Source organism: Sporosarcina sp. BI001-red, from assembly GCF_003384035.1.
Lineage (GTDB): Bacteria > Bacillota > Bacilli > Bacillales_A > Planococcaceae > Sporosarcina.
Genome location: NZ_QQAK01000013.1, coordinates 44,641 through 60,161, shown reverse-complemented (window position 1 = coordinate 60,161; position 15,521 = coordinate 44,641). Strand labels below are relative to the sequence as shown.

Annotated in this window: 15 protein-coding genes; 6 read left to right on the top strand and 9 right to left on the bottom strand. The window is 41.9% G+C overall.

What is annotated here, in order from left to right; all coding sequences use genetic code 11:
• Positions 1 to 34: 34 nt before the first annotated feature.
• On the bottom strand, positions 35 to 949 hold the full coding sequence (gene cyoE, locus DVB69_RS12000) for a heme o synthase (RefSeq protein ID WP_116019344.1): 915 nt from the start codon (positions 947 to 949) through the stop codon (positions 35 to 37).
• 165 nt (positions 950 to 1,114) lie between these two features.
• Complete coding sequence (locus tag DVB69_RS11995; RefSeq protein ID WP_116019343.1) at positions 1,115 to 1,777, bottom strand: SIMPL domain-containing protein; 663 nt, start codon at positions 1,775 to 1,777, stop codon at positions 1,115 to 1,117.
• 140 nt (positions 1,778 to 1,917) lie between these two features.
• Here DVB69_RS11995 and DVB69_RS17960 point away from each other — a divergent pair, with 140 nt between their 5' ends.
• Together DVB69_RS17960 and ypfJ are read left to right on the top strand one after the other, a co-directional pair.
• The gene (locus tag DVB69_RS17960; protein WP_158541088.1) at positions 1,918 to 2,178 is read left to right on the top strand and encodes a TspO/MBR family protein; all 261 of its coding nucleotides are present in this window, start codon (positions 1,918 to 1,920) and stop codon (positions 2,176 to 2,178) included.
• 119 nt (positions 2,179 to 2,297) lie between these two features.
• Positions 2,298 to 3,140, top strand: a complete 843-nt coding sequence (gene ypfJ / locus DVB69_RS11985; protein ID WP_116019341.1) for a KPN_02809 family neutral zinc metallopeptidase — start codon at positions 2,298 to 2,300, stop codon at positions 3,138 to 3,140.
• A 55-nt stretch (positions 3,141 to 3,195) separates the two neighbouring features.
• On the opposite strand, the gene DVB69_RS11980 is transcribed toward ypfJ, so the two are convergent.
• Together DVB69_RS11980 and DVB69_RS11975 are read right to left on the bottom strand one after the other, a co-directional pair.
• The gene (locus DVB69_RS11980) at positions 3,196 to 4,389 is read right to left on the bottom strand and encodes an NAD(P)/FAD-dependent oxidoreductase (RefSeq protein WP_116019340.1); all 1,194 of its coding nucleotides are present in this window, start codon (positions 4,387 to 4,389) and stop codon (positions 3,196 to 3,198) included.
• Positions 4,390 to 4,470: 81 nt separating this feature from the next.
• Positions 4,471 to 5,760, bottom strand: a complete 1,290-nt coding sequence (locus DVB69_RS11975; RefSeq protein ID WP_116019339.1) for a purine/pyrimidine permease — start codon at positions 5,758 to 5,760, stop codon at positions 4,471 to 4,473.
• 166 nt (positions 5,761 to 5,926) lie between these two features.
• Between DVB69_RS11975 and DVB69_RS11970 the strand changes: the two genes are divergently transcribed.
• On the top strand, positions 5,927 to 7,204 hold the full coding sequence (locus tag DVB69_RS11970; protein WP_158541087.1) for a GTPase: 1,278 nt from the start codon (positions 5,927 to 5,929) through the stop codon (positions 7,202 to 7,204).
• A 32-nt stretch (positions 7,205 to 7,236) separates the two neighbouring features.
• Here the strand turns inward: DVB69_RS11970 and DVB69_RS11965 are convergent, their stop codons facing one another.
• Both DVB69_RS11965 and brnQ read right to left on the bottom strand, forming a co-directional pair.
• Entirely contained in the window at positions 7,237 to 7,650 is a 414-nt protein-coding gene (locus tag DVB69_RS11965) for a pyridoxamine 5'-phosphate oxidase family protein (RefSeq protein WP_116019337.1), read from the bottom strand.
• 78 nt (positions 7,651 to 7,728) lie between these two features.
• Positions 7,729 to 9,048: a branched-chain amino acid transport system II carrier protein gene (gene brnQ / locus DVB69_RS11960; RefSeq protein ID WP_255415318.1), complete on the bottom strand. Its 1,320-nt coding sequence runs from the start codon at positions 9,046 to 9,048 to the stop codon at positions 7,729 to 7,731.
• 206 nt (positions 9,049 to 9,254) lie between these two features.
• Between brnQ and DVB69_RS11955 the strand changes: the two genes are divergently transcribed.
• Positions 9,255 to 9,665, top strand: a complete 411-nt coding sequence (locus tag DVB69_RS11955; RefSeq protein ID WP_116019336.1) for a hypothetical protein — start codon at positions 9,255 to 9,257, stop codon at positions 9,663 to 9,665.
• A gap of 22 nt (positions 9,666 to 9,687) precedes the next feature.
• Here the strand turns inward: DVB69_RS11955 and DVB69_RS11950 are convergent, their stop codons facing one another.
• Both DVB69_RS11950 and DVB69_RS11945 read right to left on the bottom strand, forming a co-directional pair.
• Positions 9,688 to 11,268, bottom strand: coding sequence for an NlpC/P60 family protein (locus DVB69_RS11950; protein ID WP_116019335.1), 1,581 nt, complete (start codon positions 11,266 to 11,268; stop codon positions 9,688 to 9,690).
• 91 nt (positions 11,269 to 11,359) lie between these two features.
• Positions 11,360 to 11,767, bottom strand: a complete 408-nt coding sequence (locus DVB69_RS11945; RefSeq protein WP_116019334.1) for a YugN family protein — start codon at positions 11,765 to 11,767, stop codon at positions 11,360 to 11,362.
• A gap of 174 nt (positions 11,768 to 11,941) precedes the next feature.
• Between DVB69_RS11945 and DVB69_RS11940 the strand changes: the two genes are divergently transcribed.
• Positions 11,942 to 12,721: an enoyl-ACP reductase FabI gene (locus DVB69_RS11940; protein WP_116019333.1), complete on the top strand. Its 780-nt coding sequence runs from the start codon at positions 11,942 to 11,944 to the stop codon at positions 12,719 to 12,721.
• A gap of 273 nt (positions 12,722 to 12,994) precedes the next feature.
• Here the strand turns inward: DVB69_RS11940 and argH are convergent, their stop codons facing one another.
• A complete protein-coding gene (argH, locus tag DVB69_RS11935; protein ID WP_116019332.1) occupies positions 12,995 to 14,320 on the bottom strand; it encodes an argininosuccinate lyase in 1,326 nt (441 codons plus the stop codon).
• Positions 14,321 to 14,600: 280 nt separating this feature from the next.
• Here argH and DVB69_RS11930 point away from each other — a divergent pair, with 280 nt between their 5' ends.
• Positions 14,601 to 15,503: a cation diffusion facilitator family transporter gene (locus DVB69_RS11930; protein ID WP_116019331.1), complete on the top strand. Its 903-nt coding sequence runs from the start codon at positions 14,601 to 14,603 to the stop codon at positions 15,501 to 15,503.
• Positions 15,504 to 15,521: the final 18 nt, after the last annotated feature.

Here is a 15,521-nt window from a genome sequence, read left to right as displayed (position 1 = left end):
GAGCGCGTATGCACTCTGCCTTTTCTCTATCTAGTTAAAGAATTGAAGTAGTCATGAGGATCATGGACATGAAGAAAATGGTCATGTAATTGACGGAATATAGGAACAACCATTGTGCCCATTTGTAATCGTCTTTCATGAATAATCCTGCGAGAGCTAGGATGAAGAAACCGATGTTCATAACCGTAGTTAGCACGATGAAACCTGTGCCGAATGCTGCTAAGAAGAAAGGAAGTGGTAAAAGACACGCGGTATAGACGATCGACTGACGCTTGGTCATCGGAATTCCTTTAACTACCGGTAGCATCGCAACACCTGCTGCACGGTACTCATCCACTTTCTTAATCGCAATTGCGAATGTGTGCGGCATTTGCCAGATGAACAGCACAATTGCCAAAACAATCGGTACCATGTGATAAGACGGTCCTACCGCTGCCCATCCGATAAGCGGGGTGACCGCGCCTGATACACTCCCGATAACCGTATTTAGTGTGTACTTCCGCTTCGACCACATCGTATATAGGACGACATACGTAAACCAACCTATAAACCCATAAATGGCTGCGCTTGGTGCAGCAGCATATAACAGGAGTACACCTACTATCGATAACCCAATCCCGATTTTCAGAATGGTCGCCATAGAAATATTCCCGGTTACAGTAGGTCGATTTTGAGTACGAGCCATCACTCGGTCCAGGTCAACTTCGTACCAGTTATTTAACGTAAGTGCCCCGGCCATAAGCATCGTGCTGCCTGCCATTGTTAAGAAGAAAAGTGAAATGTATTCAGCAAATGTGCCACCATAGAAATAGATAGCAAGCCAAAACCCTGCAAAAACAGGAAGAATATTTGCAATTAACACAGGACCTTTAAATAAATATTTAAGATCATTAGCAAGCGTCGACGATTGCTGGTCTTTTTCGAGCGTTCGCTCCATTGTTTTTTGCATAAGTTCGCATCCTTTAAAGAATGATAAGAAGTGAGAAGACATATTTCCTTCATTCTACTATATCATCTTTTGGACAGAAACAGTAAGACATGAAATGAAGAAAATGTGACATTTCTCTAGAACCCCAGTATCCCCAAGGGGTTTGTAATATATTCCAAAGAATTTTTAGCGATAACTAAACGTTACTGTAATAGTTGCTTGGATTTCTAATGCCCCCGGATCAATTCGCGGAACAGCGCTCATTTTTGTCATTTGAACCGCGAATGGTCTAGCTTCACTTTTTATACCTTCATGGATATTCACAGGTATCTGATTCAGTACAACGTCAGCCGCTTGTGCTAACGCAAGAGCATGCGCTTGTGCATTATGGAACGCTTCACTTAGTGCCTGTTCATAAAGTTCTGATGAATTTTCAATTCCGAACTGAATAGAAGATACTTCAGTTGCACCTGATTGCACTGCAGCGTCAATGATTTCTCCGATTTTCGGAATATCCTTCACAATTACATGGAGCTGATGCTGGACTTCGTATTCTCGAAAACGCTGCTGTCCATCGACGTAATCATATTGGGGAGAAACTGTATAAGATGATGTCTGAATTTCGTTGTTTCGGATTCCTAATGTGGAAAGGTGATCTATTACTGACTGCGAGCGTTTAGTATTCTCAGCCTGGGCATCAGCTAATTGTTCTGCACGTGTCGTAATGCCTAGCTGAATCGTGACCAAATCTGGTTTCCCGGTTACATTTCCAGTCCCCGTGACAATCATTGTCTGACGTTGTTGTTCGCTCAGTTCTTTCACCCTTTCTGTTTCTGTGCTTATTTTCACCTTTCACCTTATCCTATTCATCTCAGGTAAGATCCGTTTTACCGTTTCGAATCAGCGAATAAGAACACAACTGGAAAAACCCTCCTTCAGCCCAACCCTCTTTTGTATTTCCAATTGCCTGGACTTCTTGATATGGATTGGTGGGGTATGCGAAGTATCGAGCAGAACTGCAAAAAATCCTGACTCCTTATGAACTCCAATTAGGATTAAACTATATATGCTCCTTTCTCTTTTTTAAATGGAACCTACGAGGAACTGCGCTTATTGAGATGACTGCTCTGTTTGCCAAGATCTCGTTAACCGCTTATGAATTTTACAAGGTTGACAAAGTGGCCGGAAAATTACTTATCCCTTACATGGGCTGGTTTTCGTTTACATGGACGTTGAATTATTCCATCTAGAAACTGAACAAACACTGAATCACAAGCTTTTTCTACTAGCAGGATACGTTCGCTCCAATTATGGGTATATAACGCTTAAGAACTACTGCACTCATTATTGAATACAAGGGGTTATGCTTATGAAATGGCGCGGACGCAGAGAAAGTACAAACGTTGAAGATCGACGCGGAAGAGGCGGAACAGCTATTGTCGGAGGAGGAATCGGAACCATTGTCATTGCACTCGTTGTTCTATTTCTAGGTGGCGATCCGTCTGAGTTACTAGGTTCAATCTCTGGGGAAGATACAGCTCAAACCCAACCTTATGAAGAAACGGCAGAGGAACGAGAGCTGGCAGACTTCGTCTCAGTTGTTCTTGCAGATACGGAAGATGTGTGGTCTGAAGTGTTTACAGAAGAAGGTATGACGTATGAAGACCCAACACTGGTCATGTATACGGGCAGTGTGCAATCTGCTTGTGGTTCAGCAAGTTCAGCAGTTGGCCCCTTCTATTGCCCAGGTGACGAGAAGTTATATATTGATTTAAGTTTTTATGATGAACTTAAATCGAATTTCCAAGCCCCTGGTGACTTTGCCATGGCTTACGTCATTGCTCATGAAATCGGGCACCACGTGCAAAAACAGCTTGGAACTAGCGATAAAATGAATGTATTACGCAACCGTTTGAGCAAAGAAGAATACAATAAATATTCCGTACGACTTGAATTGCAAGCTGATTACTATGCCGGCGTATGGGCAGGTCGTGCGAAGCAAAAGAATTTACTCGAAAAAGGTGACTTGCAAGAAGCGTTGACCGCAGCGAGTGCTGTCGGTGACGATACGATCCAAAAACGTTCCCAAGGATATGTTGTACCTGAAAGCTTTACACACGGAACTTCCAAACAGCGCCAAGATTGGTTTTATAAAGGTTTTGAAACTGGAACAATTGAAGGCGGCAATACATTCGCAGGATTGAATTTCTGAAATCTAACTAAAAAACGTTCGAACTAGTCATAATAATGACAGGTTCGAACGTTTTTTATCGACTCGGCCGGACAATGTGTGCGTATGGATTAGGCGTCCCGTCAAGTAAATCCTGAATGATTGAAGCACCTGCCATTGAATAACATGTCCCATTCCCTTCAAATCCAAGCAAATAGTAGACATTGTCTTGATGAGGCGAAGCCCCCATGAAAGGCAATCCATCTTTAGAAATACCAAATAACGAATTCCATGCATCGTCAATTTCCACATCTAACCTCGGAAACATTTCTTTAATCTCATCTAAAATTTCCTGACCTTTTCGTTGGATCAATTCTGGATCATCGTACAAGTCACTCGATTCTTCGTCTAATCCACCTGCAATCATTCTGCCTCCTGGTGCCGTTCTGAAATATAAATATGGCTTCTTGGTTTCCCACACCATCACATTATCTTTCCAAAACTCACCTTCTATCGGTTTTGTCGCAATCGCAAATGTCTGATTCATTTGCGCTTTGCCGTTCAGCTCGCTGTATAGCTTACTGTACCCTGTTGCGATTATAATCGATTCGAAGGAAACCTTCTTACCGCAATCCGTCATGATTGCGGTTTCAGTCAATGAGTCCATATCGACAGCAGTATGTTCAAAATACGTAACGCCCATTTTTAAGTTTTCTGCAGTCAACGCTTGTATGAATTGATAAGGGTTCACTTCAGCGTCGTGCCACGTACGCAATGCTGCTGGCTTTTCGATTCCATATTCCTCAAACAACTTTTGATGATCTAAATACTCTGCTGGAAAATCATATTTTTCTAAAAAACTGTATTCCCTTTTTAATTTATCCACATCATCGGGCGTAGACGCATAGTAAATACTGTCACGTAATCGATAACCTGTAGTTTCAGGTAATTTTGATGCAATTTCTGTTAATTCATCCATCGACTCCAGACACATTTTATAAAATAAGAACGCCTCTTTTTCACCAATCTTATCTACAAACTCAGAGAACATCGTGTCACTCGCATACTGAAGAAGCCCAGTATTGGCTGAGCTACTCCCTTTCCCCACTTCAGCACGGTCGATGACTGTTACTTTTTTTCCTGTAGATGCTAATTTAAATGCAGCTAGTGTTCCAGACATTCCACCTCCTATAATTAAAATATCTGAATGGTAGTCATTTTCAAGTGATGGAAAACTTGAAGTTGGTTTAACTGTTTTATCCCAATATGTTTGTCCTGTTGTCAGCTTCATAAGTATCTCCCTCTCGTTTCACGTTCAACTCTAACGACTATTCCCGTTAATGGAGTGAACACAAACATGGAAAGAAAAAGATTATAACTGATGCTTACTTCGTCGAAGAGACAATTGTTCCACGACAATTCCTACAATTGTTCCTGTAATTAACCCGTTAGATAATACAGAAGCAAGAACAGCTGGTAATTGAGCAAAGCTTGCTGAAGGGACAAACATAATTCCGACTCCCGTCATCAAACCAATCGCAACTGCTTTTCTCGCACGTTCTTTTTCTGGATCTTCATCAAGTTCTGAAAACGCCATAGACACCATCTTCGTGAATATCGCAAAGGTTACAGCATATGCAACAGGTGCTGGCAACGCAGCAAAAACAGCCATAATAGCTGGGAAAAACGTAATCACAACAATCAATGCACTTCCAACGATGAAAGGCAGGATAGAGACAATACCAGTTGTTCCAACAAAACCTGCAGCTCCTGAAATCGGAACCGGACCAATTGCAGAGAATACCCCAGATAGTAAATGGTTGATACCTGAAACAAAAGAACCTTGGCGAACACGATCCTCCACTTTTATGGAAAACTTCTGTTTAAGTAAATTTTCCATGACCCGAATAGACGCTAACATATTTGCGATTAACAACAGTGTTATGAAAACAGTAGTCACTGCAACACCGCTATCCCAAACAGGCGGGCCGTAGACAAACATTTTGGGTAGTGCAATGATAGAATCGGAGATGCTTCCTACACTAGGTGCACGTCCAAGAACTGCAAAAATTGCCCAACCTAAAACAATGGATAGCAATACAGCGTATTTAGATATCCATTTTCTTTTGTTGCCCATCGCACCAAATGTGATAATTAGTACAAGTAAGCTACCCGTTACAACACGAAGGTCGATCACATCTTCTGCATTTTCCACACCTACCATGCCTTTTATAAATGTTCCGCTCAATTGCAAAATCAGCAACATTAAATACGTGAACGTAATAGCGGGCGTAAACAGTTTCTTCATTTTTGTTATGACCCCTGCCGCTGAAAGGATAATAAACAATATCCCACTGTATAGCATGCCACTTTGAAGTGCCTGTAACGCATCATGGGGAGTGCTATAAAATACACCCACCATTCCCGCATATACGACGAAGATTCCCCACCACAAACCAGCAGGGCCTTCATTGATCGGCAACTTATGGCCGAAGAATGCCTGTAACAGACAGGCAACTCCTAATACAAAAATGGTCCGTTGTAAAAACAGGGCAGTATCCCCCGAATCCATTCCAAATACATGCGCGATTGCAATCGGTGCAGCGATGGATGAAGCCATTAAAAATACTGCCCATTGAATGCCTCCTGCAAGTTGTTTCATATGCAATTCCTCCAATAAATCCGCTCGAATTTTTCGTTTCTTAGTATACCATGCAATTTACCATTGCGTTAGGTACACTTTAGATAGGTATAGGGAGGTACCGCTTGAAGTGAAGCGGTTGTGGGTACAAGATAAGTACAGAACATTTGAGAGAGGATGTGCGCTCATGGGATCCCAGTTTGACGAAATGCGCCAGCGACTTCAACACATTGGTAATTTGTCCAATTACATTGAAGAGCTATTTACAAAACTTCCCGGGAATTTAATTTCCGAGAAACAACGGAAGAAAATGATGGAAATCATGATGGATGATGACGAACTACAGAACTTGTTGGATGGACTTAAAAATCCACGTCCCCCGCGTTTTGTGTTAGTCGGCAGGACAGGCGTTGGAAAAAGCAGTCTTATTAACGCACTGAGTGGTCGCTATCTTGCTGAAGTGAGCGAAGTGGAGATTGGCACGAAGGAAGCAAAGCGCTATACCTACGAGGCTGAAGGGCATGTTTACTTTGAAGTGATTGACACACGAGGTATAGGGGAATCGGAAACGTTCGATACAAAAGCAGAGGATACATTGAAAGACGTTATTCAGTCGTTCGAGCCGGATGCGGTGCTATTCTTACAAAAAGCGACGGAACGGGCTCATATCGATAAAGATGTTGCTGTGACGAAAAAGATTATGAAAAAAGCAGCGGAAGGACTTCCTTTGATAGCTGTCATTACACAAGTGGATGACTTGAACCCCTCTCGTGTGAAAGAGCCTGAAAACTATCCTGCTGGCAAAGTTCAATTGATCACCGAAAAGATAGAGCAGCTAAAACGAATCTTTGAACAGAATGATTTGGATGCGTCCGCGTTTCTGCCTGTGTCATCTTACATTGAATGGTCTAATGAAGAAGATTCCAATCGCTCCATCGAGTTTGATGGTCGATATGGGATCGAGGAACTGATCGATTTTTTAGAAGGTAGCCTGGACATCCGGGCGGCGATACATCTCGGGTTATCGATCCGACTAAACACCATTTCCGAACGAATTGCCTTGCGCTTCATAAAAGTCTTCACAGCGTTAGCTGGAACAGTCGCACTGAGTCCATTAATCGCCACGGACATTGCGGCTTTACTTGCACTACAATCTATTTTGCTCATGATTATCGCGTATTTGTCAGGTCGTGAACTTGACTTCAAAACGGCACGCGAAGTTCTCGTTTCTTTAGGAGGTATCGGTGCAACCGGTTTTACATTGCGTATGATTGCTCAGCAAGGGAGTAAATTTGCGAACCTCGTCATTCCAGGTGCCGGATCCGCAATTAGCGCAAGTATCGCAAGTGGCGGAACGTATGCAATTGGAAAAGCTGCGATAGCCTACTTTTTACGTGGAGCTGATGAAAAAGAGTTAAAGGCCATCGTGAAAGATGCACGGAATGAATATGAAAAAGAACTATAAAAAAGGATGAGCATTATGCTCATCCTTTTTTGTTAAAATGTAATGGTTTGAGGTTCTTCACCTTTTTTGTTCATCACTCGAATGGAATCCGGTACCACTTTTAAAATGACGAAGTCCGGATCTTCCGGACCCTCGAACCACGGTTTCATATGATCGTTCCAAACCTTTTCCTTAAGCCGCTTTTCATCCGAAATTGTGACGGTTCCTGCTATTTCTAAAAAAGCATCTCCAAATCCTTCGTCATTGTATCCAAGTAAAATATGAGTGTTTGGATTTTTCTCGAGTTCGTCCACTTTTTCAGTTTTTTTAGATGTCGCGGTATACAGAGTGAACTCCTCATGAACAAATGTCATATATCTGCTAAAAGGCTTGTTTGCCTCTACAGTTGACATCGTTCCAACACGACTATTGTCCAGAATACTTTGTGCAGTTTCTTTTGCATTCATGATACCCTCTCCTTTTTGTTTAGCTAACGTTAGTCTTCCTTCAAACGACCAAAACTAAACATGGAGTGGTAGCAGTTGTTACTGTTTTGAGGTTGATGCTGGTGCTATTAAAGTGATGACATAACCGATCCCAGCACCAATAATTGCGGGTAAAAGCCAGCCAATTTGTTGCTCATGCAATGGTAAATGTTGAAGGATGTTAACAACTGGTTCGATCACGATTCCGCCACCTGCAAGACCATCAAATATACTTACGAGTGCAGTTCCGAGTAACGCAAGCACGTAAACAATCGGTTTTCTGCCAAATGCGTTATCTACGAAAGATAACAGCATGAGTACAATGGCAAGTGGATAGATCATCAAAAGAACTGGGATAGAAAGTGAAATCAATTGCGTCAGCCCAACGTTCGCAACCACCGTACTGAACACAGCAAAAATCACGACAAATTTTTTATACGATAGAGCCGGCACAATTTGCGTGAAAAATTGAGCACAAGCAGATACGAGACCCACTGAAGTGGTCAAACAAGCGAAAAGAATTGTAATTGCTAATATAATGGGACCAAAGGAGCCATACAACAATTCTGAAGCAAGGGATAAGACAATCCCCCCATTTTCCTGAAGACCAATTTTCTCAAGGCTTGTCGCCCCAATGAATCCTAAAGATATGTAAACAAAGCTTAAGCCGATAGCAGCCACACTTCCAGCTACAACCATGGACTTCATAAGACCTTTTGATGTTTTTACACCCTCAGCTTGAATGGCCGTTGTAATAACACTACCAAAAATTAGTGCAGCTATGACATCCATCGTTAAATATCCTTCAACAAAGCTCTTGAAGAAAGGATGGGCGCCAAATGTTTCATCTGGACGATTAATGTCTCCAATCGGATCTACAAAGCTCTTGATGGCAAGGAGTGCAATTACTAAAAAAAGAACCGGGGTTAAAAACTTTCCAATACGGTCCACGAGTTTTGCAGGATTGAGAGCCAACCCTATAGTAATCGCAAAAAACAGAATACTGAACACAATAAGTGGCCATTGCGCATTGGCTACTTCACCAGACAAAAATGGTGAGATTCCAATTTCGTACGAAACAGTTGCTGTCCGTGGAATTCCAAAAAACGGACCAATTGCCATATACACAATCATACTGAATATTAGTCCAAAAACTGGGTGAACACGATCTGCAATTGAGCGTAAGTCACCTCCAGCGTGCGCTATCGCTAAAATTGCTAAAAGGGGTAAGCCAACACCAGTAATTAAGAAGCCAAACATCGCTACCCCCAAGTCACTTCCTGCGAGTTGACCTAGTTTCGGTGGAAAAATAATATTTCCAGCGCCTAGGAATAATGCAAACAGCATAAGACCGATAATGAAATTCTTTTTAAACGTCAATACAGTTACAACTCCTCAAAAAACGTTAAATAAATGGATTAGACCTTAATTTTCTCACTTTAGAGCTTAACAAACATTGTTCGAATTATAAAGGACTTTGTCGATTTCTTTTTGGGTAAAGCTAAAGTGGAACCAATTTAGTTGCCTTCTAGAACCAGGCTCGTTAAAATGCATAATTGGGAAAACTATTATGGAGGTCATTTAAAATGAAAAAATTACTACTAGTAGGTGCATTGTCGATCATTCTCTCGGGTTGTACGAGTAATGAACCTGCACAAGAGCCAGATGCACCTGACGAGGACACGAATTCCTTGGAAGAGAACTCGGCAAACACCGCTCCAGAGGACAATAGCGAAGCGGAAGAACAAGCTTCTGAAACAGATGCAGAGAGTAGTGAGCTTGCAACTTACGAGGAGTACAGCACGATCACAGAAGTTGCGGATGTTGACCGTCTGAACGGAATCGTAGAGACTGATAACCCAGGAACGCGTGTCATTCTTTTTGAAGATGAAAGCGGGAAAAAGACCGTGAAAAGCGTCTATGTGAAAAAAGAAAATCGTTTAAAAGTGATTTCTTTAGATGACGATGGATTGTTATATAATGACATCCTGAAATAATAAATAGTGAAGCCCATTCGCTCTAAAGTGCGAATGGGCTTTTTGCATCCTTTTTCAAATACCTTCGAGCTCCTGAGAATTCACTACGATATGGCTCTGCATCTATCGATAGGATTTCGACAGTTTTCTTTGGATTTGGGGAATGAATCATTTTCCCATTTCCAATATACATTCCGACGTGGTGTACGGACCCTTTACCTTTATTGTAAGCAAAGAACAGTAGGTCACCAGGTTGAAGTTCACTCTTTTTCACAGCTCTTCCGTGTGTAGCCTGGACACTCGCATCTCTAGGAATATCGATACCATGCTGTCTATAGACCGAATATGTGAATCCAGAGCAATCCAATCCAAACCCAGAAGTACCGGCCCATAAGTATGCCAACCCATTAAATTGTTTGGCAGTTGTCAAAATATCCTGTGTTGTTGGAGTAGGAATTTTACTCCCTTTTTGAAGCACATTCACGTCTTGCTTCCGTACATATTTAACTCCATCAGTTGCAGTCTGCACTTTGACCCAATCCCCTTGTTCATCGAGTACCGGCAAAATCGTGTTGAAACTGATTTCCATAAACGGTCTAGCTGTTGTCTCAGCATTGTACAATTTTGCAATCGGCGCTTTCACCATTGCAGTTGAACATTGGCCATAATCCGAATACGACTGTTTAATATGGGATGCTGGAACCCATCCTGGATAGCCTGATTTGTTTTTAGGAGAATACTGATCTTTCACAGCTACTTGCATCCAGTTTCCAGAAGTCTTCAGCACAACTACTTCCTGTCCATAAAGTGCTTGAGTTTCTGTTTTACCGACTAACCATTGTTTTTGTGGAATGGTCATCGTTTTCGTCCATTTACGAATATCAGTTGGTGCTGAAATAGCAGGTCTATCAATGACTCTAGCTACATTAGGTGTTGTCCATAGAGTTGTAACTGCAACATTCACATGATATGACTTCTTTGCTACAGGGTCAAAACATGTTAATGCTTCACGAAACTCCGGATTCAGAATTCGCGAGAGAAAAATCCCAAAATGGGCACGCGTTAGTGTCATCGAAGGCTTGAACGTATGATCCGGGTAGCCGAATGTAATGTTGTTTGCAAATAGAATACTGATTGACGGTGCAGCAAAGCTTTTCACATTCACATCTACAAAATGAAACTTATTTGCATTTACAGGCTGTTGTAAATCGAATGCACGAACTAAGATTGCCGCCATTTCAGCCCGTGTTAACAATGCCTTTGGATTAAATTCTTTTTTCAAATTACCTACCATAATGTTCTCATCTACGATAGTTGCAATGATGTCATAGCCAACGGAACCTTTTTTTACATCTACTACTTGTGGGTCAGGACGATTTGTTGTGTCGAGTTTCAGCGCACGAACTAGCATTTCAGAAGCTTCTAATCGTGAAATAGATTGATTGATACCATAAGCAATAGATGGACCTGAAGTCACAATACCTTGTTCAGCTAGAAATTCAAGTTCAGCCTTTGCTGTATACTGCTCACCAACATCACTAAATATTTTTCCTGCTGAAGCTGGATTTGCGATTGAAAATATGAGTGCAACGATAAGAAATGGGAATAAAATTTTCTTGATCATTTAGAAGCCTCCTGATAGGTTTTATACCTATACCGTACATGAACCAGAGGCTTCTGTATAGACATTTTTCAGAAAATAATCATTTCATTTTTCATTCTAAAATTGCAAGCAGACGATTCACTTCTCTTACTCCGATTTCCTGCCATTTGGATTTGTCTGTAATTCTTCCGTCCTTATCGAGAGGCTCTTGAAATTGGTTGAACGTAGATGTCAAAAGTGAATTTGCTTCCGAGTCAAATCCGATGTTGACAACATGTTTTATAATGTAGGGAGTTTTAAATTGGATGGATGCATTGTCTTGATCCAACATGCCGGCAATGACGTCAAATGGTGCACGGATATAAATGGTCTCCCCTTCTTCTTGATTCAAGACCCTGTCAAAGTAACCGGTGTGGTAGTCCCAGTTTCCTCCGAGATGGTAGCCGCATTCTTCAAGACGGTCTTGCATGACACCAAATTGTGTTTTTCTACCTTCTAGCCCTGTCTTTAAACGGATCATTATGAGCACTCCTTTTTTCGCAAGTTCCTCTTAGTGTCACCTTCTCGCTCCATTTCATACTCACGATGGAACTGTAAAAAGAATCTGTGCTATAATTATTTTGTGACCAGGTATTGATACTGACTGCTAACTAAAAAAATTATAATAGAACCATTTCAAGGGGGCCTCTGAATAATGGAAGATTTGTTGAAACTTAAAGGGAAAAACATTGTTGTCATGGGTGTAGCAAACGAGCGTAGTCTCGCTTGGGGAATTGCGAAAACACTATATGCAGTAGGTGCAAACGTTATTTTCACGTACCGTAAAGAGCGTTCTCTTGCAAAACTTGAAAAGGCACTAGAAAAGAATGAATTGACAGCTCGTTTAGTTGCAGAATGTGATGTGAACGAAGACGAAAGCATTCGTTCTGCATTTGAGAAGATCGGTTCTGAAGTGGGCGTCATTCATGGTGTCGTTCACTCTGTCGCATTTGCACACGCGGAAGATCTGCATAATGATTTTGTGGAAACTTCACGTGACGGCTATGCGTTTGCACAAGATACGAGTTCGTATTCACTTGTTGCAACTGCTCGTGAAGCGCGTCGTTATATGACGGAGGGCGGTTCAATTATTACGATGAGCTATCTTGGAGCTGAACGAGTTCTGGATGGCTATAATGTGATGGGTGTTGCTAAAGCAGCGCTTGAAGCGTCTATGCGTTATTTAGCACACGATCTTGGAAAAGAGAACATTCGTGTGAATGCGGTGTCCGCTGGAGCGGTTCGCACTTTGTCAGCAAAAGGTGTCCCATCGTTTAACACGATTCTTCATACGATCGAAGAGAAAGCTCCGCTGAGACGTAATATTACGTTAGAAGAAGTAGCGAAGATGAGTATGGTGATGTTGAGTGATTTGTCTAGTGGTGTGACTGGCGAAGTGGTTTATGTGGATGCCGGTTATAACATTATGGGATAATCTAGAAATTAAAAAGGCTGTTCAGATGTCAGTTTTACTGATTCCTGGACAGCCTTTTTCTTAAAAAGAGTAAAATTAGACGGTATTGATTTCCGTTACAGGTGGACGCGGGCCTGCAGGATGCAGGTCATGCAACCGTTGCCGCACGATGCGGCGAACTTAGGTTGTTTCCATTTGAAGTCCCTCCGGAGTCGCCACCTTTCACTCCAATCAACGGAGTGTTAGAGAAATCATCTAGTTCATTATCACTTCAAAGAGGGCATGAAGATAAACTCATTGACCCACTTTCATAAATTTCTTTGTGCCTTTGTTTAGGATTTCGTCGTAGTCGATGTAGGCGTATAGGTCTTGGTCTAGGGAATCGCTGAAGTTTTTTAGTTCGGCAAGGGTTAGTTCTTCGATGCCTTTTTTCTCTTGTTCGCAATAGATGATAAGGCGTCCGACGATGCTGTGGGCGTCTCGGAATGGTGTGCCTTTGCTGACGAGGTAGTCGGCGACTTCTGTTGCGTTCAGGAATCCGGCTTTAACGGCGTTGCGCATTTGTTCCGCATTGACTTGCATTGTGTCGATAATACTAGACATGATATCTATGCAATCGATGACGGTGTCCACTGCATCGAAGAACTGTTCCTTGTCTTCTTGCATATCTTTGTTATAGGCAAGTGGTAATCCTTTAAGTGTTGTTAATAACGCAAATAGTGAGCCATAGACACGACCTGTTTTTCCTCGGATCAATTCAGCTGCGTCTGGATTCTTCTTCTGGGGCATGATGCTGCTGCCTGTTGAAAATGCATCGGACATGGTGACGAACTTGAATTCTTGGCTGCTCCAAAGAATCAGTTCTTCGCTTAAGCGGCTTAAGTGCATCATGATAATGGAGAAATCAGACATTAGTTCTAATAGATAGTCTCTGTCACTTACGCCATCGATATAATTGTCCACTGGCTTTGCAAAGTGAAGTAGTGCTGTGGTTACATCACGGTCGATTTCATGTGTTGTTCCAGCTAATGCACCACAACCTAGCGGGTTTTCATCCATAAGCTCTGCAGCGTTTTCAATCCGTTTCTTATCACGTGAAAACATTTGGACATACGCCCCTACATGATGACTAAATGTAATCACTTGAGCCCGTTGGAGATGTGTATATCCAGGCATAATGACGTCATTTGCTCGTCCCTTTGCAGCCAAGGAATCCATTAAGTTTTGAAGCAGATCTGAGACTTCTTTCGCTTTAGCTTTTGCATACAATCTCATATCGACTGCAACTTGGTCATTCCGGCTTCGTGCGGTATGCAGCTTCTTCCCCGTTTCTCCTATACGTTCTGTTAGCTGTACCTCAACGAAAGAATGTACATCTTCATAATCCCCTTCCACTAGTAACTTTCCAGTAGCGATATCATTTTGAATATCTTCCAACCCATTAATAAGAAGTTCTCCTTCTTCGGGTGTCAACAAATCACTGTGCACAAGCATTGCCACATGGGCAAGACTCCCAGCGATATCTTGTTCAATCAATCGGTTGTCTACAGGCAATGACGTATTAAACTGTTCCATGAGCTCGTGTTCTTTAGAAGAAAACCTTCCACCCCAAAGTTTCATGTAGTTCATCCTCCATCATTATGTATATTTATTATATTGCATGAATTATAATGCATTATAACGCTTTTTGCAATCTTCTCTACCCAGCTTCTCAGCTTGTATTGTGTTTGTCAAAGAGGTATACTTATTGGTACGCAACTACTGTGAAGCGAGTGATAGCTATGTATACTATGATGATAAATGACCAATCCTATAAATTTTCAATCCAAACCCCTGACAAAACTACGTCAGGGGTTTTTGTTTCCTCTCTGCAACTTTATAAATTGGAGGTTATCTGCTCATGACAAACACAAAACACTCTTTGTCGTCCCTCATTGCAATCTGGGTTAGTCTCATTAGCAACATCTTTCTCACCATCATGAAAATCATTGTCGGTTATCTTTTCCACAGTCCAGTTTTACTTGCAGATGGATTTCACAACGCCGGCGATGTGGTAGCTTCCGCTGCAGCGTTGACTTCGATGAGATTTTCCAAACGTCCGCCCGATGAGGATCATCCATATGGACACGGTAAAGCAGAAGTTATCAGTTCTGCGCTCGTTGGACTCATTTTAGGTGCAGCTGCCATTTATATTGCAATAGAAGCCATTTTTGCGATTTTTGAACAGCCCGCTAAAGCAAGCGTCCTTGCATTGCTCACCGCAATTATTTCAATGATTTGGAAGCAAGCCCTTTATTTCTATACGATGCGAATCGGCAGACTAGAAAACAGTAAAGGCCTTATTGCAACGGCTTATGATCATTTAGCTGATGTCTATGCTTCCTTAGCTGCAGTTATCGGTATTGGACTCGGATTAATCGGTTTTCACTTCGACATCCCTATTCTCTTATATGGGGATCCGCTTGCTGGACTAATTGTTGCGATTCTCGTTATGCGGCTTGCGATTCATATCGGAAAAGAAGCGCTAGATATTTTGATGGAAAAGACCGTTAGTGAAGAACGATTGCTGGCGTTTAAACAATTAATCGAAGAAATTCCCGATGTCAAACGGGTTGACCGGTTACGCGCGCGTGAGCATGGACATTACGTTCTAGTGGATATTCGTATCAGTATTCCTGCGGAGCTCACGATTCAACAAGGCCATGACGTAACAAGTACACTTAGAAATGCTATCAAGCAAGCAAATCCTGATGTCGGTGAAGTCTTGATCCATCTAAATCCATGGTACGAGGAGATCGAGTGACTGGCAGTGTTCATATAA